Genomic DNA, 26,637 nt, shown 5'->3' on the forward strand with positions numbered 1-26,637 from the left:
TCTGTGTCTGTCACAGAATTCGCATTTGATTATGCCACATTTGTGCAACGCAAAACCAAGAACAGACCACTTTGGCGCAGATTCACACCAAACAAAAATAAGAATCTCGAACAAAAATCGGTATTTTCAGCGGAAAATTCCGTTTAATTCAAAAAAACACTGAAATTTATTCAGGGCGCATCTTAAAGCACGCGGATTTAGCTGCTTTTCGCAGCTTCGGCAAGCATGAAACGGTGCTGATTTTTTTGTCTGTGCTGCACGGTGGAAAGAGAGACAAATCACTTCCCGAAAAACTCCTGCAACCATGACACACAGCATTACATATTGTGCAAATATCGTCATGAACGATTTCCGGAGGCCCGGACTTTCTGCCGACGAGGAGCAAATCGCTGTGCTGAACACCGCATTCAGCCAATTCAGCGGCCGTTTCCGCCGATTCTGACCGCCTCTGCACAACTTCCGCTTTTTCGGAACCTCAGCAATGCGGTGCAACTGCCGCCGGCATCCGCGCTGCCAGTCATAGCTGCACACAAACAAACAACCGGTACCCGCAATAAAAAAAGCACTGCGCCTGAGACATGCAGTGCTTTTTCGCTGACCAGTGCTACTACACAGCGCTGGTGAGGCAGAGTTTTCACCAGTTCAGGCAGCGCCGGAATGAACATCTCCGCACTGCGCGCGATGACGCAAGGCGTGATCTATCAATACCAGTGCCAGCATCGCTTCGGCAATCGGTGTAGCACGGATGCCGACACAAGGATCATGGCGACCGAAGGTTTCCACCATCACCGGATCACCATTCACATCCAGCGAGCGGCGCGGAATGCGGATTGAGGAAGTCGGCTTAATCGCCATCGACACAACAATATCCTGACCGGTAGAAATACCGCCCAGCACGCCGCCTGCATGATTACTCAGAAAGCCCGCTTCGGTCAGTTCATCACCGTGCTGGGAACCTTTTTGCGCGACACAGCCAAAACCGTCACCGATCTCCACGCCTTTGACTGCATTAATACCCATCATGGCATACGCGATTTCAGCATCCAGCTTGTCGTAAATCGGCTCACCCAGACCGGCGGGAACATTTTGAGCAACCACATCCACCCGCGCACCAATGGAATCGCCCTCTTTGCGAATGCTGTCCATGTAGTCTTCCAGTTGCTGAAGCACGGCGGCATCTGCGGTAGGTGCAAAAAACGGATTCTGATTCACATGCTCCCAGGACTGAAACGGAATCACTACTTCACCGATCTGGCGCATACCGCCGGTAAAGGTGGTGCCGAACTGCGCTGCCAGCCATTTTTTGGCAATTGCACCGGCTGCAACCACAGGGGCTGTCAGACGTGCCGATGAACGTCCGCCGCCGCGCGGATCGCGGATACCGTACTTTTTCCAGTAAGTGAAATCGGCATGGCCCGGACGGAAAGAATCAGTGATATTGCCGTAATCTTTACTGCGCTGATCCTGATTGCGGATTAACAGCGCAATCGGCGTTCCCGTTGTCACGCCCTGATACACACCGGACAGAATTTCGACCGTGTCCGGCTCCTGACGTTGTGTGACGTGGCGCGAAGTGCCGGGGCGGCGGCGATCGAGTTCCGGCTGAATGTCTGCTTCGCTTAAAGGCAAGCCCGGCGGGCAGCCATCCACGATACAGCCGATTGCCGGGCCGTGAGATTCACCAAATGTTGTTACCGTAAACAGAGTTCCGAATGTATTGCCAGACATGATGAGTTTGCTGTCAGTGATAAAGGATGCCCTGATTCTAACAGCTTCCCGGCAAGCGGTTTTCCGGGTTTTTCATGCCGAATTTGTTAAATTTGCTTTTGCGCGGCATCAATGCCGCGTTAAAGCACTATTCTGCATAGTAAAAGCTGTTTTATTCTTGCCTAATCTCCCTGCATGAGGCTTGGCTAAGGCTTGAATTGATGTCATAGTTCTGTTCAATACTAATCTTGCAGCAATGCATAATCATAATAATGCCAAGCATGGAGTCGTTTTGCAGATGAATTCCCCGATTCTGTCCAATGAAGACGATCTGGTGTTTCTGGATGAACCGGACGCAAGTGAAGCATCGACTGACTCTGGCGCACAGGGCAGCTGGCGCATTATGATCATTGACGATGATCCTGATGTGCATTCCGCGACCACCTTTGCGCTTGGCAGTCTGGAAATTCAGCATCGCCCGCTGAGTTTTCTGCATGCCTATTCCGCCGCAGAGGCGCGCGAAATCCTGCAAAAAGAAAAAGACATTGCGATCATCCTGCTGGATGTGGTGATGGAGCATGAAGATGCGGGTTTGCAACTGGTCAATTACATCCGTAAAACACTGGGACTGGCCGATGTACGTATTATTCTGCGTACCGGACAACCGGGATATGCACCGGAAATCGATGCGATCCGCGATTACGACATCAATGACTACAAAACCAAGTCCGAACTGACCCGTACTAAGCTGTATACCGCAGTCACATCAGCCATCCGCTCTTACGAACAGATTTGCTCTATCAGCTCCAGCCGTCGTGGTCTGGAAATGATTATTAATGCCAGTACCGAACTGATGGCCACGCATGGCCTGCATAATTTTGCATCCGGTGTACTGACGCAGATTACCAGCCTGCTGGGTCTGGGCAGCGAAGGCTTTGTCTGCATACGTCCTGTCAATTTACAAAACAATCATCAGACCGATGACTTGCAAGTCATCGCTTGCACAGCACGCTACCAGCCATATCAGAACCAGTTACTGAAAACAGTGGAATTGCCGGTTGCACCGGACATTATTCATCAGGCACTGAACCAGCAACAAAGTGTGTACGAAAAAAATGCGACGGTTTTATATTTCAATAACACCGAGAAAAAAGATTTCGCACTCTTTCTGGATTGCGGCATTCATCTGAATGACATGGACCGCCGCTTGCTGGATGTATTCTGCGGCAATGTTTCCGTGGGTCTGGATAATGTCATCCTGAATTCACGCCTGCACAATTATGCGTTCTACGATTTGCTGACAGGTCTTGGCAATCGTTTAAAACTGCTGCAGACACTGGGTGAAACACTCAGCTCTGCCTCCAAACAGCACAGCGCTTTATCGCTGATCGATATTGATCACTTCGCTGAAACGAATGACGCACTCGGCCATCAGTTCGGCGACTTACTGTTATACGCTGTGGCGCAGCGTCTGTTCCGTCACTTTGGCGAAACTTGCCAGCTGGCACGCGTCGGCAGCGATACGTTCGCATTGCTGGGCCATCAGGATAAGGTCAATCCTGACAAAATTCTGGAACTGTTTAACTCTCCGTTTGAAGTAGACCATCAGGATGTGCAGCTGACTGCAACCATCGGGCTGATCAAACTGGATGAGTACGACGGCGATGCTTCCGAAGCATTAAAAGATACGAATATCGCACTTAAACGTGCGAAAACCAGTCAGCGCGGCGGCTATGAATATTTCACCCGCAGCATGGGTGTGGAAATCCGTGAGCGTGTGATGCTGATGCATGCACTGCGAGCCGCGTTTGAACACGAACGCCTGTTCCTCGTCTATCAGCCACAGGTGGATATGCGTACCGGTAAAGCACTGGGCGCGGAAGCCCTGCTGCGCTGGCGTACGGATGAAGGTAAATTCGTACCACCGGATCAGTTTATTCCGATTGCTGAATATTCCGGCCTGATTGTCGATATCGGCGAATGGGTATTGCGCAGCGCATTGCATGAACTCGTCACCCTGCGCGATATGGGTTACACCGCATTCCAGATGGCGATTAATGTGTCGCAGGCACAGTTCTCTCATCCACTTTTCATGCAGACTTTGCACAAAGCGCTGCAGGATACCAAAGCACCGCCGCAGTTTGTGGAACTGGAAATCACCGAATCGATGGCAATGAAAGATCCGGAACTGCTGATCAAAACCCTGCATCAGATTAAGCAACTCGGTGTAAGTGTTTCAATTGATGATTTCGGCACCGGCTTCTCATCGCTCAGTCACTTGCAAAAGCTGGATGTTGACAAGCTGAAAATCGACCGCGCTTTTGTGAATGATATTCAGCAAAACGGTTCCGAAGGCAGCATCGCAAAAATGATTGTCCAGCTGGGACAAAATCTGGGTTTATCGGTGATTGCCGAAGGCGTCGAAAACGATATGCAGGCCAGAACGCTGATGGATTACGGCTGCCATATGGCGCAAGGCTATTTCTATGCACGTCCGCTGACAAAACAGGATTTGCATGACTGGCTGAAATCCGGCCCGGCACAGCCTGCCGCCTGATACTTTTGCGAATACAAGCAATGGCGACTGCAATTCAGTCGCCATTTTTCATTCTGTTCCCCGATTTTTGCAGCGTATCGCAATCCGGTAGAGTGTGTGCGGTGAAGCAGGTACATTGACACTTACTAAACCGTTTCTCAATTCAAGGTGTTTCGTCATGAATAACCCGACACTACAAATGATTCACACTGTGCTGACGCAGCTGAGCGGCTGGCTCAGCCGTACGTTCGATAAAACAGCGGCATGGGTTACCCAGTTATCTTGGTGGAAATTTGCCATCTTTGCGATTCTGACGATGGCAGGTGGCGCCATCCTCAACGACACCTTATTCAGTTCAGAAGAAGTCGTCGTCACGAAAAACAATAACAGCAACAAGCATCGCAAAGTACGCTCCGCCACCGATGGCGACACGACCGTGCAAATCGATGACACCGGCATCCGCATCCGCAAAAACAAACCCGGCTCCGGTGGTAAAGAAATTGAAATTGATGAAAACGGAATTCGCGAGAAAAACGGCATTGCCACCCCGGCGACTCCGGCGACACCAGCAACCCCTGCCACCGGCGCCAGTGAAGCAGCTGCAACAACAAACCCGCCTGCTGCACCAACTGCGGTGATTCAGACCGGCGACGATATCCACATCAAGCTGCCGCCGGATATGGCGCGGGAAATCGGTGAAGATATTAACAATGCCGTCGCTGATGCTGCAGACGAAGAAATCAGCAGTTACCGTAAAACGTCATCAAAATGGTTCGCGAACTTTGTCATGCTGTTTGTGCTGAGTCTGTTTGGCATGAAAGTCGTGATGGGCGGCAAAGTGCGCGCCGAAGAAAAAGCGCGTGAAGCCGGAGTTGCTGCTGAACGCGAATCCTTGCTGCGTCAGGTCAGCGAAGCCAAAGTGCAGATGATGCAGGCACAGGTGGAACCGCATTTTCTGTTTAACACCCTCGCTTCCGTAGAGCATCTGATTGAAACCGATCCGCCACGTGCCGCTGCGATGCAACGCTGCCTGATCAGCTATCTGCGCGCCGTGTTGCCGCAGATCCGGGATCAGGTCGCGTCCACCAATCTGGGACGCGAAGCGGACATGATCAGAGCCTATCTGGAATTGCTGAAAATGCGGATGGAAGAACGTCTGACGATTGATTACCAGATGCCGGAAGGTTTGCGCAGCGCTGCATTCCCGCCGATGATGCTGCAGTCGCTGGTAGAAAATGCGATCAAGCACGGTCTGGAATGCAAAGCTGAAGGCGGCACCATACGCTTCCGAGCCGAAGTCGCACACAAAAAACTGCGTGTCAGTGTCAGCGACGATGGCCTGGGTTTCGGTGCTGCGGCGACCAAAGGCACCGGTGTCGGTCTGCAGAATATCCGCGAACGACTGAAGCTTTTATACAAAGATCAGGCACAACTGATCATTACGCCGAATCAACCGACAGGTGTTTGTGTCACAATTGAAATCCCTTATGAATTAGCGGATTAACATGAAAGCACCTACCGCCGTACTGGCTGATGATGAACGTTTAATGCGCGATCAGTTGCGCAGCCGCCTCGCACAGGTCTGGCCGGAATTACAGATTCTGGATGAAGCAAAAAATGGCGAAGAAGCCGTCAGTCTGACTTTGCAGCATCAGCCGGATCTGGTTTTTCTCGATATCCGTATGCCGGTGAAAACCGGCATTGAAGCAGCGAAGGATATCGGTACGCAGGCGCATATCGTGTTTATCACTGCCTACGATCAGTATGCAGTGGAAGCATTCGAACACGGTGCGGTGGATTATGTACTGAAGCCAGCCGACACCGAACGCCTGAGCAAGACCGTAGAACGCCTGAAAGCGCGCTTACAGGCAAATGCCGCGCCGCCGGATATGAGTCAGATGATCAGTCAGCTGGCGAAGCAAATGGGCATCGGTAAGCCGAACTATCTGCAATGGATACAGGCTTCGATAGGACAAGAATTGCGTCTGATTCCGGTCGAAGAAATTCTGTTTTTCCAGTCCGACGAAAAATATACCCGGGTGCAGACCGCCACCTATGAAGCACTGATCCGCAAACCGGTGCGCGATCTGGCCGAAGAACTTGACCCTGCATTGTTCTGGCAAATTCACCGTTCAACACTGGTCAATGCCAAAGCTATCTCCGGCGTAGTGCGTGATCTGCGCGGCCGCCATCTGGTACAAGTCAAAGGCAGTAACGAAAAGCTGGAAGTCAGCCGCAGCTTCGTTCATCTGTTCAAACAAATGTAAGCCCTCCTTTTTTTCCGGTGGCCGCCCTGCGCCGCCGGAAGCCTTACTCAGTAACCACCCGCAACACCCCGCCTGCAGTCCGCTCCGGCAAGGCCGCTATCGCATTAACTTTCGCCCGATAATACGCAGAATTCGTCATTCACGAAAAAACGGACAGGACGGAGCGCGAGCGTTCTCGCGGACGACCAGCGCATGGCATATTTTTCCTGTGCTGAACTCCGCATTTTGCACCAAAATAGTGCATTTTTTGCATCCTCGCTTAGGTAAAGCAAGTCACCTGATTAAGTCGCCAAAGAAACTCAACATCAGAATACAAAGACGCAAAAACAAAAACGCCCGGCAACCACCGGGCGTTTTTTGCAGCGGATATACGATTCCCGCCGGACTTCATTTTGAAGATTACAGAATCTTCGTGCCGATCCACCATGCAATCGCAGCAACAAATGCGGATGCCGGAATGGTCAGAACCCAAGCCCAGACGATATTACCGGCCACGCCCCAACGGACTGCCGACATTTTCTGAGAAGAACCAACCCCAACGATCGCACCGGTAATGGTGTGCGTTGTTGATACCGGGATACCCAGCGCCGTTGCGATAAACAATGTAATCGCACCACCGGTTTCGGCACAGAAGCCACCGACCGGTTTCAGCTTGGTAATTTTCTGACCCATGGTCTTCACAATACGCCAGCCACCGAACAGAGTACCAAGGCCGATTGCACCGTAGCAGGACAGAATCACCCACATAGGCGGCGCAACCTCTGCAGAGCTGGAATAACCACCTGCAATCAGCAGCATCCAGATAATACCCATGGTTTTCTGCGCATCATTACCACCGTGTCCGAGGCTGTACAGCGAGGCAGAAACCAGCTGCAAACGACGGAACCAGCGGTCCACTTTCAGTGGCGTTGACTTGACGAACAGCCACGACACAAGGAGCATCATCAGCGAACCAAGTATGAAACCCAGCGTCGGAGACAACACGATGAATGCGATGGTCTTCCACAGACCACCGGAAATCAGCGCGCTGGTGCCGGCTTTCGCAACTGCAGCACCAACCAGACCACCGATCAGTGCGTGCGAGGAAGAAGAAGGAATACCAAAATACCAGGTCACCAGATTCCAGAACACCGCGCCTACCAGTGCACCAAAAATCACGTAGTGATCAATCGCCCAGGGCTCAATCGTGCCCTTACCAATGGTCGATGCCACCTTCAGTTTGAAGAAGAAGATCGCAATCACGTTAAAGAATGCTGCCATCGCGACTGCGGTCTGCGGCTTCAACACACCGGTTGATACCACGGTCGCAATTGCGTTTGCTGCGTCATGAAACCCGTTCATGAAGTCGAACACCAGTGCCAGCAACACCAGCGCAGCAATGACATAAATGCTGATTTGTAAAGTCTGCATGAAATTTACTCAATATTTCAAAAAAGTCCTGATCTGAACAGGGCAAGAACGGCCGGCAACTCCGCCCGCCGTTTTCTCACGCCTTATCAGGCATTTTCGACGACGATGCCTTCGATGATATTGGCGACGTCTTCGCAACGGTCAGTCACCGTTTCGAGCAATTCGTAAATCGCTTTCAGCTTGATCAGTGTGCGGACATCCGGTTCGTCGCGGAACAGTTTGGACATTGCAGCACGCATCACGTGATCCGCATCGGATTCCAGACGGTCGATTTCTTCACATACGGTCAGAATGTCGCGGGAATTGTTCATGTTGTGCAACATGCCAACAGCCACTTTGACTTTTTCTGTACATGCCACGCACAGCTCTGCCAGACGTTTCGCTTCCGGCGTAACTTCGCGGATGTCATACAGAGAAATGGTCTGGCCTGCATCTTCCAGCAGATCCAGAATGTCATCCATACGGGTGATCAGCTTGTGAATGTCATCACGGTCCAGTGGTGTGATGAAAGTTTTATGCAACAGCTCGATTGTGTTGTAAGTTACCGCATCCGCCTGCTTTTCCACGCCTTCAATCGCGTGCACACGATTTTCGAGGTCATCGAAATTCGTCATCAAAGCCAGCATCTCTTTCGAGCCTTTCACACACAGATCTGCGTGCTGATTGAACAGGTCAAAGAATTTGCCTTCGGTTGGCATCAAACGTCCAAACATTGTTTTCTCACTGAAAAATTAAAAAGGGGTTGCCTTTTGGGCCTTACAAATCAGAACTAGCGTTCCACATCAGGATTCACTGTCACCGTAAATGGCAAGTGAACCCACATAATTATCAAACTTTGTGTATTCACCGAGGAAGGTCAGACGCACACTGCCGATCGGACCATTACGCTGCTTACCGATAATAATCTCGGCAGTGCCTTTGTCCGGTGAATCCGGGTTGTACACCTGATCACGGTAAATAAACATAATCACGTCAGCATCCTGCTCAATCGCGCCTGATTCGCGCAAATCTGACATCACAGGACGTTTGTTCGGACGTTGCTCCAGCGAGCGGTTCAGCTGCGACAGTGCAATGACCGGACAATGTAATTCTTTCGCCAGCCCTTTCAGGCTTCGCGAAATTTCAGAAATTTCCGTCGCACGGTTTTCACCGGCAACGTTGGCAGACATCAGCTGCAGGTAGTCGACGATAATCAGACCCAGCTTGCCACACTGACGTGCCAGACGGCGTGAACGTGCGCGCAATTCGATCGGACTCAGCGCAGGTGTCTCATCAATATACAGCTGCGCCTCATTCATTTTCTGAATCGCGTAGGTCAGTTTAGGCCAGTCTTCGTCGCTCAGCTTACCGATCCGCAGACGGCTCTGATCGAGACGTCCGACGGAACCCAGCATACGCATCGCGAGCTGCGCACCGCCCATCTCCATCGAGAAAACAGCAACCGGCAAACCACTGTCAATAGCAACGTTTTCACCGATGTTCAGCGAAAAAGCGGTTTTACCCATCGACGGACGCCCGGCCACGATGACCAGATCGCCCGGTTGCAAACCGGAAGTCATTCTGTCCAGATCAACGAATCCGGTCGGCACACCGGTGATATCACCCTGATTATCACGGTTATACAACTCGTCAATCCGCTCTACCACCTGCGTCAGCAAAGGCTGAATCGCCTGAAAACCCGCTGCGCCACGCGCACCTTCTTCAGCGATCGCGAAAATCTTCGATTCTGCTTCATCCAGAATTTTTTTGACTTCTTTACCCTGCGGTGCCAGCGCTGTAGAGGCGATTTCGTCTGCGGCAGTAATCAGCTTACGCAATACACCACGGTCACGAACAATCTCAGCATAGCGCCGGATATTCGCAGCGGAAGGTGTATTTTGTGCCAGCGCATTCAGGTAGGTCAGACCACCAACCTCTTCCGCTTTACCCAGCACAGTCAGTGCCTCGTAAACCGTAATCACGTCAGCGGGTTTTGCGCTGTTAATCAGCCTGACCATGCACTGGAAAATAATACGGTGATCGTACCTGTAAAAATCTTCCTCGGTGATGTAATCGGCAATGCGATCCCAGGCAGCATTATCAAGCAATAAACCACCAAGCACAGACTGCTCCGCCTCAATCGAATGAGGAGGAACGCGGAGGGCATCAATTTGCGGATCAGAAGCAGCTTTCATGGCGCGCATTATACCTGCATATTCACAGCCACACGAAGCAAACCACCCTGCCTCTGTTCCTGTTCATACGCAACAACACAAAATAAATGATTTAAACAATTTCCCCACAAAAACAAAAAAGCCGGGAGCAAGCTCCCGGCTTTTCGTTCAGCGTGTTGAATTACGCTTCAGCAACAACAGCAACTGTTACGTCAACAACTACGTCTGTGTGCAGAGCAACTGCAACTGCGAACTCGCCAACTGTTTTCAGTGGGCCTTGTGGCAGACGAACTTGTGCTTTTTCAACAGTGAAACCTTGTTTCGCCAGCGCATCAGCGATGTCGAAGTTGGTTACGGAACCGAACAGACGGCCGTCAACGCCGGCTTTCTGTGCAACTTCAACTTTCAGGCCAGCCAGTTTTTCACCGCTTGCCTGAGCAGCAGCCAGTTTCTCAGCAGCTGCTTTTTCCAGATCAGCGCGTTTTGCTTCGAATTCAGCAATCGCTGCTTCAGTCGCACGGCGAGCCTTGCGCTGAGGAATCAGGAAGTTACGTGCGTAACCATCTTTAACGCGAACTACGTCACCCAGGTTGCCCAGATTAACGACTTTTTCCAGCAGAATAACTTGCATATTTTTCTCCTAATTTCCTGTCGTTAATTACGCTGTGTGCAGATCAGTGTATGGCAACAGAGCGAGATAACGAGCACGTTTGATCGCTGTATCCACTTGACGCTGATACAGAGCTTTAGTGCCTGTCAGACGTGCTGGCATAATTTTGCCGTTTTCTTGGACAAAATCTTTCAGAGTGTCAACATCTTTGTAGTCAACACGCTCAACCTGCGCTGCTGTGAAACGGCAGAATTTTTTGCGTTTGAACAGTGGATTTTGTTGCTGACGCTTTTGCTTCAGTTTGCTTTTGTCAAATTTTTTACCGAATGCCATGTTAGGCTCCTAATCAAGTCTGAGAATCTCAAATTCTGAAATATGCAGAACGAGACTTTTACTGTTTCGATTCTTGCGACACAGAAAACCCTGAACCATCAACTCAGTTCCCGCCGGAATTTGCGCAAACCGCGCTGCTTGCGGACCCGCTACCAGTGCATTAATTTCCATCTCTGCAATTCGCTGGTAACCGGCTTCACTTTGCTCGGAACGATGACTTAAAACTGCCGTCGCTACCGGAATGCCAGCCGGGGTGTGCCTGAGCGCCTCTTTTTCCAGCACAAAAGCACGAAGCTGTAACTGATTCAAATTTTCTGTATTACCGTAAGGAATTAAGCTGCAGAAGCTTCAGCACGTTGTGCTTTTGCTGCGTCTTCTTTTTGAACTGCTTTCATCATTGGAGATGGTGCAGTTTCAGCTTTTTTCATTTTTACGGTCAGGTGACGCAGAACTGCATCGTTGAAGCGGAAAGAAGTTTCCAGCTCAGCCAGAGTTTCAGCATCGCACTCGATGTTCATGCAAACATAATGTGCTTTTGCCAGTTTCTGGATCATGTATGCCAGCTGACGACGACCCCAGTCTTCAACACGGTGGATCTGACCACCACGCGTAGTCACAGTAGACTTGTAACGTTCGATCATTGCAGGCACTTGCTCGCTTTGATCCGGATGAACGATAAATACGATTTCGTAATGACGCATATATTCTCCTTGTGGACAATAAAAACAGCCTGCCTCAGCGTCAACTCGAGTGCAGGAAGAGGAAAGCGCAAGAGTTTAACCCAGTTTCAGCATCGTGACAAACATTTCCTGCATCCGAAATTACTCAAAGGCCTCTGCCCGCAAAAAACAAATCACAAACCAGCTGCAATCGCCATCAAATACGCAGGAAGTGCTTGCTTTCCGCATCGCACTGTATAAAAATACAGACTGCTTATACATACAGCTGTTTTAACCATACTGCACTTATCTAATCATGCTTAAACTCACCGGCAGACAGGAGCAAATCCTGAAACTGATCAAAGATGCCATTGATCAGACCGGCTTTCCGCCGACCCGTGCCGAAATTGCCCGCCAGCTCGGCTATCGCTCCACCAATGCGGCTGAAGAACACTTGCAAGCACTTGCACGTAAAGGCGTGATCGAGATTGCTGCAGGCACTTCGCGCGGAATCCGCTTACTGGAATCCAGCTTATCCAGCCACATCACTGAAGCGCCGTCAAAACTGGCTGAAGCTGTAAAGCAGTTATCCATTCCATTAATAGGTCGTGTTGCTGCAGGCTCGCCTATTCTGGCAGCTGAACATATCGAGCAACATTATCAGGTCGACCCCGGCCTGTTCTCCGCGACGCCGGACTTCCTCCTGAAAGTACGCGGCATGTCGATGCGTGACGCAGGTATTCTGGATGGCGATTTACTCGCGGTAAAACGTACAGAACAAGCACGCAACGGACAAATCGTTGTCGCAAGACTTGGTGAAGATGTGACAGTGAAGCGTTACCGCAAAACGGACAAACTGATTGAATTACTGCCGGAAAATCCGGATTACGACATTATCCGCATTGACTCAGAAGAATCTGAATTTCATCTTGAAGGACTGGCTGTCGGACTTATGCGTAACTGGGTTTAAAAAGACCTTCATCAGAACATAAAAAAAGCGCACTTAGACCGTGCGCTTTTTTATTTGATAATTCGCCGGAAAATCCCGCTTCCGGCGAATTACGTCCCACAACAATTCGAGAATCAGTGTTTGATCACTAAAGCATCCGCCGGAGCTTCCGGCTTAGACTGCACATTCTCAACAGGAGCTTCTTCCTTTACAGGCTCCGGCTGGCGCTCCAATGCGACTTCCAGCACTTTATCGATCCAGCGCACCGGGATAATCTCCAGCTTGTTTTTGACGCTTTCCGGAATATCTGCCAGATCTTTAGCATTATCCTCCGGAATCAGGACTGTTTTAATGCCCCCACGCTGCGCCGCAAGCAACTTCTCCTTCAAACCACCAATAGGAAGAACTTCGCCACGCAAGGTAATTTCACCGGTCATAGCAACGTCAGCACGGACAGGAATCCCGGTAAATACCGATACCAGCGCTGTTGTCATTGCAATACCTGCAGATGGACCATCTTTAGGGGTTGCACCTTCCGGCACATGTATATGAATATCCGATTTTTCAAATACGTCAGCAGCAATACCAAGCCGCTTGGCTCTGCTGCGAACTACTGTGCGAGCAGCCTCAATCGACTCCTTCATCACATCACCGAGTGTTCCCGTACGGATTACGCCCCCCTTACCCGGCACCTGAACCGCCTCAATCGTCAGCAAATCACCACCGACCTCGGTCCAGGCAAGACCCACAACCTGACCGATCTGATTTTCTTTTGCTGCCAAACCGAAGTCGTAACGGCGCACCCCGAGATATTTATCAAGATTTTTCGAAGTAACAGCCAGCTTCTTTTCACTCTTTTTAAGCAAGAGCATTTTTACAACTTTGCGGCAGATCTTGGATAATTCGCGCTCAAGAGAACGCACCCCTGCCTCACGGGTGTAATAGCGGATAATGTCACGAATTGCTGACTCAGCAACACTGATTTCACCGTCTTTCAGGCCATTATTCTTAATTTGCTTTGGCAATAAATAACGCTGAGCAATACTGGTCTTCTCATCTTCGGTGTACCCGGATAATCGGATAACTTCCATCCGGTCCAGCAAGGCAGGTGGAATGTTATAAGAATTCGAAGTAGCCACAAACATTACATCAGACAGATCAAAGTCTACTTCGACATAATGATCTGCAAATGTATGGTTCTGCTCCGGATCTAAGACCTCAAGCAGCGCTGACGAGGGATCTCCTCTGAAATCAGCCCCCATCTTATCGACTTCATCCAGCAAAAACAACGGATTGCGGACACCTACCTTAGAAAGGCTCTGCAAAATCTTGCCTGGCATAGAACCAATATATGTTCGGCGATGACCACGGATTTCAGCCTCATCGCGCACACCGCCAAGTGCCATCCGCACAAATTTACGATTGGTAGCACGTGCAATTGACTGTCCGAGCGAGGTTTTACCCACACCCGGCGGCCCGACCAGACACAAGATCGGCGCTTTCACTTTTTCAACACGTTGCTGCACCGCGAGATATTCAAGAATGCGCTCCTTCACCTTTTCAAGGCCGTAATGCTCATCTTCAAGCACTTTTTCAGCGTGCGCCAGATCGCTGTTTACCTTCGATTTTTTCTTCCATGGCAAATTCACCAGCGTATCTATGTAATTGCGTACGACTGTTGCTTCCGCAGACATCGGGGACATCATCTTGAGTTTCTTCAACTCAGCCTGCGCCTTATCTTTCGCTTCCTTAGGCATTTTGGCCGCAATAATTTTTTTCTCGAGCTCTTCGAGATCAGCACCTTCATCACCCTCACCAAGCTCTTTCTGAATCGCTTTTACCTGCTCATTCAGATAATACTCGCGCTGCGACTTTTCCATCTGACGTTTGACACGCCCGCGAATACGCTTCTCGACTTGCAGAATATCCAGCTCACCTTCAAGTTGTCCGAGCAAATGCTCCAGACGACCTGACACACTGAAAATTTCCAGGATCGCTTGCTTTTGCTCGAGCTTTAAAGGCAAGTGTGCAGCAATCGTATCAGCGAGCCGGCCGGCATCGTCAATTCCAGATAACGAGGCAAGAATTTCCGGCGGGATTTTTTTGTTCAGTTTCACATATTGATCAAATTGCTGAACAATCGCACGGCGCATAGCCTCAATCTCAGCGTTATCATCCTCTTCCGAACTCAAAGGCTCCAGATCAGCATAAAAATGCGATTCAGAATCGTATATTTTTTGCACGCGGGCGCGCTGAGCGCCTTCAACCAGCACCTTTACTGTACCGTCGGGAAGTTTTAGCATTTGCAGAATATTTGCAACACACCCAATGCTGTAAATATCTTCTGCCGTTGGCTCATCTTTTGCTGCTGCTTTCTGCGCAGCCAGCATGATGCTCTTACCCTGATCCATTGCAGCTTCCAGGGCCTTGATCGATTTCGGACGCCCCACGAATAATGGGATGACCATATGAGGAAAGACGACCACATCGCGCAGAGGCAGAAGTGGCAGTTGCATTTGCTCATCATGTTTTGTCGTTGTCATGGCGCACCTTTCATAAATACTTGTGAATAATGTTGGCGCTTTAGGCTAAAACACAAGCCCACCAATCAAAAATAAATAAAAAAAGCCACCCACGACTCTGTCCGGGCGGCTTTTTTTCATCGGTGTGGCAGCAATACTGTTAATTTAACGCACAAAATAGTGTGCAAAATCAGCAGGAATCACCTGACGCCTCACTCAACCTCCGGATACCTTTGGCTGCTCACGATAGATAATCAGAGGTTTCGCCCCCTGAGTAATTGTATTTTCATCAATCACAACTTTCTCTACATTCTGGTGACTTGGTAAGTCAAACATAATGTCAAGCAAAGCATGTTCAAGAATCGAACGCAAACCACGTGCGCCAGTCTTACGCGCTATCGCTTTTTTTGCAATTGCAGTCAGCGCAGACGGGCGAATATCCAGTTCAGCGCCTTCCATTTCAAGCAATTTTGAATACTGTTTAATCAGCGCATTCTTCGGTTCGACAAGAATCTCGATCAGAGCAGCCTCATCAAGCTCACTCAGCGTGGCAACCACCGGTAAACGACCGATCAATTCAGGTATCAGACCAAATTTAATCAAGTCCTGAGACTCAACCTCGTGCAGCAGTTCTGTCGTACTTTTATCGTTCGGACTCTTGACGCTGGCGGCAAATCCGATGCTACTCTTCTCAGAACGGTCAGAAATAATTTTGGCGAGACCATCAAATGCACCACCACAAATAAACAAGATATTTGTCGTGTCTATCTGAATAAAATCCTGATTCGGATGCTTACGCCCACCCTGAGGTGGAACCGAAGCCATCGTTCCCTCAACCAGTTTTAGAAGCGCTTGCTGAACACCCTCACCTGAAACGTCCCGAGTGATCGACGGATTATCAGATTTACGGGAAATCTTATCGATTTCGTCGATATACACGATACCTTTTTGTGCTTTTTCAACTTCGTAATTACAGTTCTGCAGCAACTTCTGAATAATATTCTCAACATCTTCACCAACATAACCAGCTTCAGTCAGCGTGGTAGCATCAGCAATGACAAACGGAACATTCAGCATACGGGCCAGTGTCTGCGCCAACAAAGTCTTACCCGACCCCGTCGGCCCAACCAGAAGAATATTACTCTTCGCCAGCTCAACCTCGTCTTTTTTACCAAGATGCTTCAGACGTTTGTAATGGTTATACACCGCAACAGCAAGAATGCGTTTCGCGGTAAACTGACCAATAACATACTGATCCAACAGATCCGTAATTTCTTTTGGTGTTGGCAAATCATTTTTAGCGTTCGACACTGCATCAACATCCGCAACTTCATCGCGGATTATGTCGTTACATAAATCGATACACTCATCGCAGATAAATACAGATGGCCCGGCAATCAGCTTTTTTACTTCGTGCTGACTTTTGCCGCAAAACGAGCAATACAGTAATTTTTCGCCACTGGAAGACTTTTTATCGGGCATGGTGTAAATATTTAATTAGCAAGATAAAGAAAAGCATTTATCGCATATTACCTGCAAAAATTCTTTTCGTCATGAATGACCTGAAAAAATTACAAAACACCAACTTCAACAGGCCAAAATAAAAACGCCCGGCAAAACACCGGGCGTTCATTAAGTAGCAGATATCAGGTGCGATGCTTCAGAACCTGATCAATCAAACCATACTGTGCTGCCTCTTCGGCGGACATAAAGTTATCACGATCCGTATCTTTAGCGATCTGCTCAACTGTTTTACCAGTCTGATCAGCAAGAATGGCGTTTAAACGTTCACGCAAGTAAAGAATTTCCTTTGCCTGAATTTCGATGTCAGATGCCTGCCCCTGTGCACCACCAAGCGGCTGATGAATCATGATTCGCGAATTAGGCAGGGAAAAGCGCTTTCCTTTTGCACCTGCGGCTAACAAGAATGCACCCATTGATGCCGCCATGCCTGTACACAAAGTTGACACATCCGGCTTGATGAACTGCATTGTGTCAAAAATCGCCATACCTGCGGACACCGATCCGCCGGGAGAGTTGATGTAAAGCGAAATATCCTTATCAGGATTCTCGCTTTCCAGGAACAGGAGCTGCGCGACCACCAGATTAGCAGTCTGATCATTGACCGGACCAACCAGAAAAATCACACGTTCTTTGAGAAGGCGGGAGTAGATGTCGTAAGAACGCTCACCACGCCCGCTCTGCTCAATCACCATAGGCACCATGCCCAGCATATTTGTATCTAACGCCGAATTGTGGATGATGCCGGTCATATGTGATTTCCTTTGCTATTAAGCAGCAACGTTGTTGCCCATCAATTCATCAAAAGCCAGTTCTTTAACTGCAACTTTCGCTTTAGCCAGCACGTAGTTAACGACGTTATCTTCCAGAACAAGTGCCTCAACTTCAGCCAGACGGTTACGATCGCTGTAGTAGTACTTAACAACTTGCTGCGGATCTTCGTAGCTTTGCGCGAAATCTTCAACCTGCGCTTTGATTTGCTCAGCAGTTGCCTGCAGGTTATTAGATTTTACCAGTTCCGCCAGGATCAGGCCAAGACGCACACGGCGTTCTGCCTGAGGAACGAACAACTCTTTAGGGAAAGGAACATCGTTCACTTTCATGCCGCGCTGAGCCATATCCTGACGAGTCATTTCCGCCAGACGTTCGGTGTCCTGTTCAACCAGAGCTTTTGGCAGATCGAAAGTAACAGCAGCAACCAACGCATTCATCACGCTGTCTTTGGTTTTTGCTTTTACACGACCACGCACTTCACGTTCCAGATTTTCCTTGATATCAGCGCGCATTTTTTCGATGTCGCCATTTTCAACGCCCAGCATTTTTGCAAAATCTGCATCAACTGCTGGCAAATGCGCCCATTCAACTTTTTTCACAGTAATTGTGAATTCAGCAGTTTTACCAGCAACATCTTTGCCATGGTAGTCTTCAGGGAAGCTTAATGGGAAGGTTTTGGATTCACCCGTTTTCAAGCCGATTGTCGCAGTCTCAAACTCTGGCAACATACGGCCTTCGCCCAGAACATAAACAAAATCTTCAGCTTTGCCACCAGCAAATTCAACGCCATCGATCTTACCAACGAAATCAATAGTAACGCGATCGCCATTTTGTGCGGATGTATCGGCACCGCCGTCACCGTGATCGCCCTGCTCGCCTTTCACATGGAAGTGAACGCGTTGTTTACGCAGAATGTCGATCGTTTTGTCGATTTCAGCATCAGTCACATTGCATGCCACCTGATCAACTTCTGCGCCGGACAAATCACCAATCACAACTTCAGGATAAACTTCAAAAGTCGCGTCAAAGGCTACGAAACCTTCTTCTACGCCTTCACTACCCTTCGCTTCAATGCGAGGAAAGCCTGCAACACGCAGATTGTTTTCAGCTGCTGCCTGAGCAAACAACTGACCAACTTTGTCGTTCAGAACTTCGGTCTCAACCTGATAACCGTATTGCGCCGCAACCATTTTCATCGGCACTTTACCTGGACGGAAGCCAGGCGCTCTTGCTGTGCGTGCGCGTACTTTCAAACGCTTTTCGACTTCTGATTTCAAATCAGCGATTGGGAAAGAAATTGTGAGGCGACGCTCCAATTTTTCTAAAGTTTCGACTGCAGTTGCCATGAAAATCGTCCAAATAAAAGAGTCTGTGGTGCGAGGAGGGGGACTCGAACCCCCACACCATTGCTGGCGTCAGGACCTAAACCTGGTGCGTCTACCAATTTCGCCATCCTCGCAGAATATTGAATTACCAAGCGAAGTAAAACTGACCGGCACAAAAGCAAAGGGCGACAACAGACCTACGCGTCGCCCAAAACGAATGCATACGGCATTACAACTTTAGCCCGCTATTCTAGCGGATTTTCATTCCGCGTGTTTTGTTTTTTTGTTTTTTTCTGATTTTATTGTCAGCAAAATGCTTAATAGAAACCCCCAACCCAGCAATCACAATCTAAGAACCAGTATTTGCATCGGCTCACACAATAAAAAAGGGCTTGCATGAGCAAGCCCTTTCTTCCGGAATTACGTAATGTTCGGACCTTACTGGCGACGCACCCTGAACCAGGCAGCGTATAGCGCCGGCAGGAAAAGCAAAGTCAGCGCGGTTGCAATTATCAACCCCCCCATAATTGCCACAGCCATCGGCCCCCAGAATACTGATCTCGATAACGGAATCATCGCCAGTACCGCTGCGGCAGCAGTCAGAATGATGGGGCGCAAACGGCGTACCGCTGCCTCTACAATTGCATCCCATGGCGCAGCACCCTCGCGAATATCCTGCTCAATCTGATCAATCAGAATCACGGAATTCCGGATAATCATCCCAAACAGCGCAATAACACCCAGCTGTGCCACAAAACCAAACGGACGCTGCAATAACAATAATGCCAGTGCGGCACCTGCAACCCCCAGCGGCCCAGTCAGAAACACCAGAAGTGAACGCGAGAAACTGTGCAATTGCAACATCAACAACGTGAAGATAATGAAAATCACCAACGGCACATTGGCTGCGATCGACTCCTGCGCTTTACCGCTATCTGCAGCCGCACCCGCAAGCTCAACCTTATAACCAGCAGGCAGTCGGTCAATGATCGGTTTCAGCAATGGTGCGATCTGAGAAGAAACCGTCGGCCCCTGAATGCCATCCTTCACATCAGACTGCACAGTAACCGCCCATTCACGCCCTTCCCTCCAGACAACACCGGGCTCCATGACCAGCTTAATCGCTGCCAGCTGAGATAAAGGAACCGCTTTACCGGAAGCAGTTGCCACATTCAGATTCCTCAATGCCTCAACTGTTGCACGCTCATCAACTGGCTGACGTGCAACAATATCAATCAGACGATTGCCTTCACGGAACTGACCAACAGTAGTCCCTGTTAATACCGTATTAGCCGTACGCATTACCTGCTGGGAAGTCACGCCCATGGCACGCAATTTATCCTGATCCAACTCGATACGAACAACTTTGACAGATTCGTTCCAGTTGTCGTTGACGCCGACCGTATTCGGATTCGTACGCATAACCTCCTTCACCTGATCTGCGATTTCGCGAACTTTCTGCACTTCCAGGCCCGTCACACGAAACTGCACCGGATAAGGCACCGGCGGCCCGTTTGGCAGCAACTTCACACGGCCACGCACCTCAGGAAATTCTTCTTTAAATACCTGCGCAATCTTCAATCGTAATGCATCCCGCGTTTTCAGATCCTTAGGCAAAATCACCAGCTGCGTGACGTTTGACTGCGGAAAAATCTGATCCAGCGGCAGGTAGAAGCGAGGACTTCCGGTTCCGACATAAGCTGTGATGCTTTCCACGCCTTCCTGCTTGCGAACGAAATTCTCAAATTTTTTCGCCTGCGCCTCTGTCGCTGCAAATGAGGATCCTTCCGGCAGCCACATTTCGACCATCAGCTCCAGACGACTCGAATCCGGAAAAAATTGCTGCTCAATAAATTTAAATCCGAACACGCCGAGCGCAAATACAGCCATCGTGACGGTCATTGTCGTTTTTCGCCATTCAACACACCAGCTGACGACTGCACGGAAGCGCTGATAGAACGGCGTATCAAACAAATCATGCGAATGATCACCTGCGGCATGTGGTTTTACTTTCAGCAGCAAATAACCAATGTATGGTGTAAACACAACTGCAACCAGCCAGGAAATAATCAGCGCCAGCGCATTAACAGAAAACATTGAGAAGGTATATTCACCCGCTGCTGATTTCGCGAGGCCGATCGGCAAAAAGCCGGCTGCCGTGATCAGCGTCCCGGTCAGCATTGGCATCGCCGTGGAAGTGTAAGCAAACGTCGCAGCATCAAAACGCGAGAATCCCTCCTCCATTTTGCGCACCATCATCTCTACCGCAATGATGGCATCATCGACCAGCAAGCCCAGCGCAATAATCAGAGCGCCCAGTGAAATCTTATGCAGATCAATATCGAGGATGCGCATGAAAAGGAAGGTAATCGCCAGCACCAGCGGAATAGTCAGACCTACCACCAGACCAGGCCACACATCCAGACGCAATGGCTTTGTATGCAGGCCTAAAGACAGGAAACTGACTGCAAGCACAATCACAACCGCCTCAATCAGCGTATGGATGAATTCACCAACAGAAGCCTTCACTGCATCCGGTTGATTTGAGACTTGTTCCAGCACAACACCAACCGGAAGCTTTGCCTTAATTTCCGCAACCGTGGTCTGCACATGCTTACCAAGCTCAATGATATTGCCGCCCTTCTCCATGGAAATACCAAGGCCGATAACTTCTTTGCCGTTGAAGCGCATCTTATCCTGAGGCGGGTTTGCATACTCCCGCTTGATAACAGCAAAATCACCCAATCGGAAAGTAGTGCCGTTTGCACGCAACTGCAAATTCTCCAGATCGCGTACCGTCATCAGCGCACCCGTCACGCGAACCTGTAAATTGTCGGTGGATGTCACCATTACACCGCTGGACTCCACACCATTTTGCGAACCGATCTGGGACACAATGGCGTCGAACGGAATACCCAGCTGCGAGAATTTTTTATGAGAAAACTCAATATTAATTTTCTCATCCTGCACCCCGAACATTTCGACTTTGGCGACAGAATTCACGCGCAAAAACTGCTGGCGCACATAATCAGCGTAATCTTTGAGTTCAGCATAACTGAAGCCGTCGCCCGACAATGCGAAGATGGAACCATAAGTATCACCAAACTCATCATTAAAGAATGGCCCGATGACGCCAGGCGGCAAAGTCTGCTTGATGTCACCTATCTTTTTACGCACCTGATACCAGGCCTGCGGCGTCTCTTTTGATGGCGTGGATTCCCGCAATTGCAGGATGATCAGCGTCTCACCGGGCTTGGAATAGCTGCGAATCTTATCGATATAAGGTGTTTCCTGAAGTTTTTTCTCCAGCTTATCGGTAACTTGCTCCGCCATCTGCAAGGAAGTTGCACCCGGCCAGATCGCACGTACCACCATTGCACGGAATGTAAAAGGAGGATCTTCATCCTGCCCAAGACGACTGTAGCTCAGTATGCCGCCCAGCAGCAAGACAACGATCAGATAACGAATCAGGGGCGTATGCTCCAGTGCCCAGCGTGAGAGATTGAACTCCTTGCTCATTTCTGGCCTCCGGTGGCCGCAGGCTTGGAAGACTCATTACCAAGAATAGTGACCTGCTGTCCCGCTTTCAACAAATGCACACCCGCTGTAACCACTGTTTGCCCGGGTTTAATACCGCTGGCCAACAATACATTTTCCCCCTGAGTTCCACCCACAACAACCGGAACCAGCGCAACTTTGCCGTCCTGCACAATCCAGACCGAAGTAGCGCCTTTTTCCTGATAGAGCGCAGTCATTGGCACCACAATAGCTGGGTTCGCCTCCGTTGCCTGCAGGCTCACATTCGCAGTCATTCCGAGACGGATATCCGGGTTATCTTTCGGCAAAGCCAGTTTCGCGAGGAAAGTACGTGTAACAGGATCAGCTATAGGGGACAATTCCCGCAATTTCGCTGTAACCAGCTTATCTTTTTCAGCCCAGATCCGGACTTTCACATCCTGTAATTTACGGATCACATTCACTTTGTTTTCCGGTACGCCAACCACAACATCCATATCACCGGTTTGCGCTACACGCACGACCGGTGCACCGGCAGCAACAACTTGTCCGATTTCCGCGTCAATGCCAGTCACAACGCCGTCAGCATCAGCAATCAGCTGAGCATAAGAAGCCTGATTACTTTGGGACTTAAAGCCAGCCTGCGCCTGTTCGTATGTAGATTGCGCAGATTTAAATGCTGTTTCTTTTCCCTCCAGCACGGATGCAGCGACAAAGTTTTTGGCACGTAATTCCTGATAGCGTTTCAGTTCAGCCTGAGCGAGATCACGATTACTTTCCGCTGCAGACAACGCAGCTTTTGCCTGCGCCTGAGCAAGTGCAAGATCCTGCGGGTCAAGCTGCATCAGTACCTGACCTTTTTTTACCGCACTGCCAAGCTCCACCTGACGGCTGAGTATTTTTCCCGGTACACGGAAACCCAGTCTGGATTCAATACGCGGGCGGACTTCACCCGCTAACTCAAGCCCGTCAGCGGTGTTGACGTTATTTGCAACAATTGCCCGCACCGGACGAATATCCGGCTGTTGCTCGGCTTTTTTAGAACACGCTGTTAAGCCCGCAATCAGACCGAGTGCTGTCACGGACAGCCACATTTTCCGGCGCATACGCACTGAAGGCCCAGACACACTGTATTTTGTCGTCAACACTGGAATTCCCTTTTCTCGACAGAATTATCATTAGAAGACGCTGAAACCGCCTTCACCCCGGAAAAATAAATGACTCTTGGGTTAGTAATTATAATGAGAGCTCTTCTTATTTGCCAATGACTTTTGAGTCATTAAGCACATGTCTGTAGATCATTACGAAAATTTCCCGGTTGCTTCGGTATTCTTACCACGCAAACTCCGGCCTGCAGTTGAAACGATTTATCATTTTGCCCGCAGTGCGGACGACATTGCTGATGAGGGTGTACTAAGCGATGCGGAAAGATTACATCAGCTCCAGCAGTATGACGACGAACTCCTGCGCATCATGGATGGAAAAACCACGCAGCTGCCACTTTTCGGACAACTTGCTTCCGTCATCCGTCAACACAGGCTATCGGTAACACCGTTTCGACAGCTGATCAGTGCATTCCGTCAGGATGTGGTCAAAAAACGGTATGCCACTTATTCCGAACTGACTGACTATTGCCAGCGCTCCGCCGATCCGGTCGGCAATATCATGCTTGAACTCTATGGCAAGGCGGATTCGCAGCGGTTACAGGCATCCTCACACATCTGCACAGCCTTACAGCTGATTAATTTCCTGCAGGATGTTGCTGTCGACTGGCGAAAAGAACGTATCTATCTTCCGATGGAAGACTTGAAGCATTTTTCCGTCACAGAACTGGATATTGAAAACGGCAAACTTTCATCTGAATGGCAGGATCTGATGCAGTTTCAGATCAAACGCACCAGAGAACTCATGCTTCAGGGTGCCTGGCTTCCGGCCAGCCTGCCGGGTCGGATCGGATGGGAGTTGCGACTTGTTGTGCAGGGTGGTTTGCGCATTCTGGAAAAAATTGAACTCAGCAATGGCGATGTCTTTCACAAAAGACCCACATTAAAACCACTGGACTGGGCAATAATGCTGTTGCGGGCATGCAGAATGCGACGAAAGTATCCACTTCCCCGCAATTTCGAATAGCTTTAAAAAGTAATACTGTATACCAAGCTGTCGCCGATCAGTCGATTTAACAATTTGCACAAAAGAAGCATGCGATGAAACCTTGTATTCATATAGCCACTCTCCTACTATCCAGCCTGATGATCAGCGGTTGTACAGCAATTGCCATCGTTGATACCGTTGCCACAACCACCGTTAAAGCCGGTGGTGCGGTCATTGGAACAGCGATAGACGTGACTCGTGCCGGCGTTCGGGCAGTTACTTCTTCCGATGCAGCGGATCAGGATACACCTGCCGACGATCAGACCAATGCGGATCAGGAACGACAAGACTGACCTCATCATCAGCTGCCATGCCAACCCAACACGACCTCGATCAGTATCGCGCTGTGCAGCATGCCGCAAAGCGGGTATTGTCGTTGCTGGCAGAACAAATCAGTGCAGCAGATACAGAACACTCCATCGCGGAAAAAGCGCGTGCACTGCTCGCCAGTGAAGGCTATCCGGACACCTGGTATTACGACTGCCCTGCCCTTGTATTACTTGGCAACCGCAGTTGTGTGTCGATTTCGGGGCGTCAGTATGTTCCGCAACACGAAGCTGTCGGACAATTAAATCTGATTACCATTGATCTGAGCCCTGCCAACGGTGAGTACTGGGGCGACTGTGCGCGCTCGTTTGCGATTGAGTCCGGCCATGTCACAGCATCTCCGAAACTGCTGGAATTTCAGAATGGCCTGTTGTTTTTACAGGAGATGCACCGGCAAATTCTGCGACTGGCACGACCTGAAACGACGTTCAGTCAGTTATTTGAATGGGCGAATCTGAAGATACGTCAGAGCGGGTTCGTGAATCTCGATTACCGGAACAATGTAGGCCACAGTCTGGCAAGCAACCGAGATGAGCGCCAGTTTATTGATGCAAATAATCACACACCAATTGGTCAGTGTGGCTTTTTCAGTTTTGAACCATTTATCCGCGCCAAAGGTGGCAAGTGGGGATTCAAGCATGAATCGGTTTTTTACTTTGATGCTGAAGGTGCATTACAGGAACTATGAGTTGAAGCAGTCAACGCAATCAACTTAAAAGTTAAAAGTTAAAAATTAAAAGAGATAAAAAAAGGCAGCGAACGCTGCCTTTTTTACTCAGTGAGCCGTCCGGCTCAACCGACTTACTTACAATTAACAACGATATTCAGCGATGCCGACGGATTCGCCATACTTGCGACGCCACTTGCACCTGAATCAACGCTGCAAGTCTGACCGGTTGCTTTACCAGTACTGTCAATCGGTTGTGCTTTGATCGATACCGTGTAAGCGGTAGCGTCAGGCCAGCTCCAGGCAAAACGATAAATACCGATCGCGGAAACGGCTTTTGTTTCTTCTTTCAGCGCAGACTTATTCGTGATTTGCAGCAAAGTACCAGCCGTCAATCCATTGACTGTAAAGCCGATCGGCACCGCATCCGCACAGCTGACCGCCACATTGGCAGCCAACTCCGGCTTAGTATTGTCAGCAACGCCTTTTGCATTCGCGACTGTGCAGTATTGCCCTGCTGGCGGCGCATAAACAGAAATTTCGTACGGATCACCATGTACAACATAGCGTGAGAGGCTGAATGCGCCATTCGCAGTGACATTTTGCACGATTGGAGAATCAGTCAGTACGGTACGCTTATCAAAATCAGGCGTTGCATTCTGCAAAGTCACAACACCGCCACTTCCCATGCCAGCGACAGTTCCTTTTACCTGTACATTTGGTGCACAGGCCACACGAACGGATTTAACTTCGCCCTCGCCCTGCATCACGCCCGTGCCGCCATTCACCGTACAAAATACGAGGCTAGGCTGAGAAAAAACCTGAATTTTGTACGCCGCGTTACTCGCGATCGGGAACGAAAAATCACCATCTCTGGTGAGTTTGGCAGGAAAAGCTCGCTCATTAATCAGAACCAGCGTGTTTGTATCGTCTGTGCCAAGGCCCGTTACCGTACCACCAATCGATGTGTATACATAACCGCCACATGCTGCCAGCATTGCTGATGCGGCTGCCAAGCCGGCAAATTTCAATTTATTCAAGATAATTCCGTCCGAGAAAAGTTAACCTGAGCGCCCGACCTGGTTGCACAACTGACATTTTGGCAAGGCAATTTTCAATGGTTGCCAATGATACTGCAAATAGGTAACAAAAAGCGCAGCCTGCAGAAACTCGCTCGCAAATATACCGCACTCGTATTTGTTGTTCTTGT

At 49.6% G+C, this 26,637-nt stretch carries 23 protein-coding genes and 1 tRNA gene; 7 read left to right on the top strand and 17 right to left on the bottom strand.

Translation table 11 applies throughout. The annotated features are described in order from the left end of the window. Window positions 1-126: 126 nt before the first annotated feature. On the bottom strand, window positions 127-342 hold the full coding sequence (locus IE092_RS15890) for a hypothetical protein (RefSeq protein WP_189358190.1): 216 nt from the start codon (window positions 340-342) through the stop codon (window positions 127-129). Between the two features lie 300 nt (window positions 343-642). Beyond that, window positions 643-1,728, bottom strand: a complete 1,086-nt coding sequence (gene aroC / locus IE092_RS15895; RefSeq protein ID WP_189358192.1) for a chorismate synthase — start codon at window positions 1,726-1,728, stop codon at window positions 643-645. A gap of 277 nt (window positions 1,729-2,005) precedes the next feature. On the opposite strand from aroC, the gene IE092_RS15900 reads away from it, so the two are divergent. The 3 genes from IE092_RS15900 (at window position 2,006) to IE092_RS15910 (ending at window position 6,510) form a co-directional block, all read left to right on the top strand. Continuing rightward, on the top strand, window positions 2,006-4,264 hold the full coding sequence (locus IE092_RS15900) for a bifunctional diguanylate cyclase/phosphodiesterase (RefSeq protein WP_189358194.1): 2,259 nt from the start codon (window positions 2,006-2,008) through the stop codon (window positions 4,262-4,264). Window positions 4,265-4,421: 157 nt separating this feature from the next. Beyond that, window positions 4,422-5,747: a sensor histidine kinase gene (locus IE092_RS15905; protein ID WP_229793211.1), complete on the top strand. Its 1,326-nt coding sequence runs from the start codon at window positions 4,422-4,424 to the stop codon at window positions 5,745-5,747. A 1-nt stretch (window position 5,748) separates the two neighbouring features. Then, a complete protein-coding gene (locus tag IE092_RS15910; protein WP_189358196.1) occupies window positions 5,749-6,510 on the top strand; it encodes a LytR/AlgR family response regulator transcription factor in 762 nt (253 codons plus the stop codon). A gap of 399 nt (window positions 6,511-6,909) precedes the next feature. On the opposite strand, the gene IE092_RS15915 is transcribed toward IE092_RS15910, so the two are convergent. From IE092_RS15915 to rpsF, 7 genes are all read right to left on the bottom strand, one after another. Then, complete coding sequence (locus IE092_RS15915) at window positions 6,910-7,920, bottom strand: inorganic phosphate transporter (RefSeq protein WP_189358198.1); 1,011 nt, start codon at window positions 7,918-7,920, stop codon at window positions 6,910-6,912. A gap of 86 nt (window positions 7,921-8,006) precedes the next feature. Then, window positions 8,007-8,633 (bottom strand): DUF47 domain-containing protein, encoded by a 627-nt coding sequence (locus IE092_RS15920; protein ID WP_189358200.1) that lies wholly within the window; start codon window positions 8,631-8,633, stop codon window positions 8,007-8,009. A gap of 69 nt (window positions 8,634-8,702) precedes the next feature. Beyond that, on the bottom strand, window positions 8,703-10,094 hold the full coding sequence (locus IE092_RS15925) for a replicative DNA helicase (RefSeq protein WP_189358202.1): 1,392 nt from the start codon (window positions 10,092-10,094) through the stop codon (window positions 8,703-8,705). Between the two features lie 160 nt (window positions 10,095-10,254). After that, window positions 10,255-10,704, bottom strand: a complete 450-nt coding sequence (rplI, locus tag IE092_RS15930; protein WP_189358204.1) for a 50S ribosomal protein L9 — start codon at window positions 10,702-10,704, stop codon at window positions 10,255-10,257. 27 nt (window positions 10,705-10,731) lie between these two features. Further along, window positions 10,732-11,016: a 30S ribosomal protein S18 gene (gene rpsR / locus IE092_RS15935; protein WP_189358205.1), complete on the bottom strand. Its 285-nt coding sequence runs from the start codon at window positions 11,014-11,016 to the stop codon at window positions 10,732-10,734. 9 nt (window positions 11,017-11,025) lie between these two features. Further along, window positions 11,026-11,325 carry a primosomal replication protein N gene (gene priB, locus IE092_RS15940; RefSeq protein WP_189358206.1) on the bottom strand — a complete coding sequence of 100 codons (300 nt, stop codon included), beginning with the start codon at window positions 11,323-11,325 and terminating at the stop codon, window positions 11,026-11,028. 23 nt (window positions 11,326-11,348) lie between these two features. Further along, a complete protein-coding gene (gene rpsF / locus IE092_RS15945; protein ID WP_189358207.1) occupies window positions 11,349-11,717 on the bottom strand; it encodes a 30S ribosomal protein S6 in 369 nt (122 codons plus the stop codon). A 274-nt stretch (window positions 11,718-11,991) separates the two neighbouring features. On the opposite strand from rpsF, the gene lexA reads away from it, so the two are divergent. Beyond that, the gene (gene lexA / locus IE092_RS15950) at window positions 11,992-12,645 is read left to right on the top strand and encodes a transcriptional repressor LexA (RefSeq protein WP_189358208.1); all 654 of its coding nucleotides are present in this window, start codon (window positions 11,992-11,994) and stop codon (window positions 12,643-12,645) included. A gap of 113 nt (window positions 12,646-12,758) precedes the next feature. Here the strand turns inward: lexA and lon are convergent, their stop codons facing one another. The 7 genes from lon to IE092_RS15985 form a co-directional block, all read right to left on the bottom strand. Further along, on the bottom strand, window positions 12,759-15,092 hold the full coding sequence (gene lon, locus IE092_RS15955; protein ID WP_373295340.1) for an endopeptidase La: 2,334 nt from the start codon (window positions 15,090-15,092) through the stop codon (window positions 12,759-12,761). Between the two features lie 270 nt (window positions 15,093-15,362). Continuing rightward, window positions 15,363-16,628 (bottom strand): ATP-dependent Clp protease ATP-binding subunit ClpX, encoded by a 1,266-nt coding sequence (gene clpX, locus IE092_RS15960; protein ID WP_189358210.1) that lies wholly within the window; start codon window positions 16,626-16,628, stop codon window positions 15,363-15,365. Between the two features lie 164 nt (window positions 16,629-16,792). Then, window positions 16,793-17,419, bottom strand: coding sequence for an ATP-dependent Clp endopeptidase proteolytic subunit ClpP (clpP, locus tag IE092_RS15965; protein WP_308427146.1), 627 nt, complete (start codon window positions 17,417-17,419; stop codon window positions 16,793-16,795). Window positions 17,420-17,437: 18 nt separating this feature from the next. Further along, window positions 17,438-18,787: a trigger factor gene (gene tig, locus IE092_RS15970; protein WP_189358211.1), complete on the bottom strand. Its 1,350-nt coding sequence runs from the start codon at window positions 18,785-18,787 to the stop codon at window positions 17,438-17,440. A 26-nt stretch (window positions 18,788-18,813) separates the two neighbouring features. Next, window positions 18,814-18,900 (bottom strand) — tRNA-Leu (locus IE092_RS15975). A 304-nt stretch (window positions 18,901-19,204) separates the two neighbouring features. After that, on the bottom strand, window positions 19,205-22,285 hold the full coding sequence (locus IE092_RS15980) for an efflux RND transporter permease subunit (protein ID WP_189358213.1): 3,081 nt from the start codon (window positions 22,283-22,285) through the stop codon (window positions 19,205-19,207). Beyond that, window positions 22,282-23,364 (bottom strand): efflux RND transporter periplasmic adaptor subunit, encoded by a 1,083-nt coding sequence (locus IE092_RS15985; RefSeq protein WP_229793212.1) that lies wholly within the window; start codon window positions 23,362-23,364, stop codon window positions 22,282-22,284. Before IE092_RS15985 ends, IE092_RS15980 begins: the two co-directional genes overlap by 4 nt. A 205-nt stretch (window positions 23,365-23,569) precedes the next feature. Here IE092_RS15985 and hpnC point away from each other — a divergent pair, with 205 nt between their 5' ends. The 3 genes from hpnC to IE092_RS16000 all read left to right on the top strand — a co-directional run bounded on the left by hpnC (window position 23,570) and on the right by IE092_RS16000 (window position 25,448). Next, window positions 23,570-24,412, top strand: a complete 843-nt coding sequence (gene hpnC / locus IE092_RS15990) for a squalene synthase HpnC (protein WP_189358218.1) — start codon at window positions 23,570-23,572, stop codon at window positions 24,410-24,412. Window positions 24,413-24,486: 74 nt separating this feature from the next. Continuing rightward, complete coding sequence (locus tag IE092_RS15995) at window positions 24,487-24,726, top strand: hypothetical protein (RefSeq protein ID WP_189358220.1); 240 nt, start codon at window positions 24,487-24,489, stop codon at window positions 24,724-24,726. Between the two features lie 17 nt (window positions 24,727-24,743). After that, window positions 24,744-25,448: a M24 family metallopeptidase gene (locus tag IE092_RS16000; RefSeq protein ID WP_189358222.1), complete on the top strand. Its 705-nt coding sequence runs from the start codon at window positions 24,744-24,746 to the stop codon at window positions 25,446-25,448. Between the two features lie 113 nt (window positions 25,449-25,561). Here IE092_RS16000 and IE092_RS16005 read toward each other — a convergent pair whose 3' ends face one another. Then, entirely contained in the window at window positions 25,562-26,467 is a 906-nt protein-coding gene (locus IE092_RS16005; protein WP_189358224.1) for a hypothetical protein, read from the bottom strand. Window positions 26,468-26,637: the final 170 nt, after the last annotated feature.

The sequence above is a fragment of the Cognatundibacterium squillarum genome (assembly GCF_014652435.1).
GTDB lineage: Bacteria > Pseudomonadota > Gammaproteobacteria > Burkholderiales > Burkholderiaceae_D > Undibacterium > Undibacterium squillarum.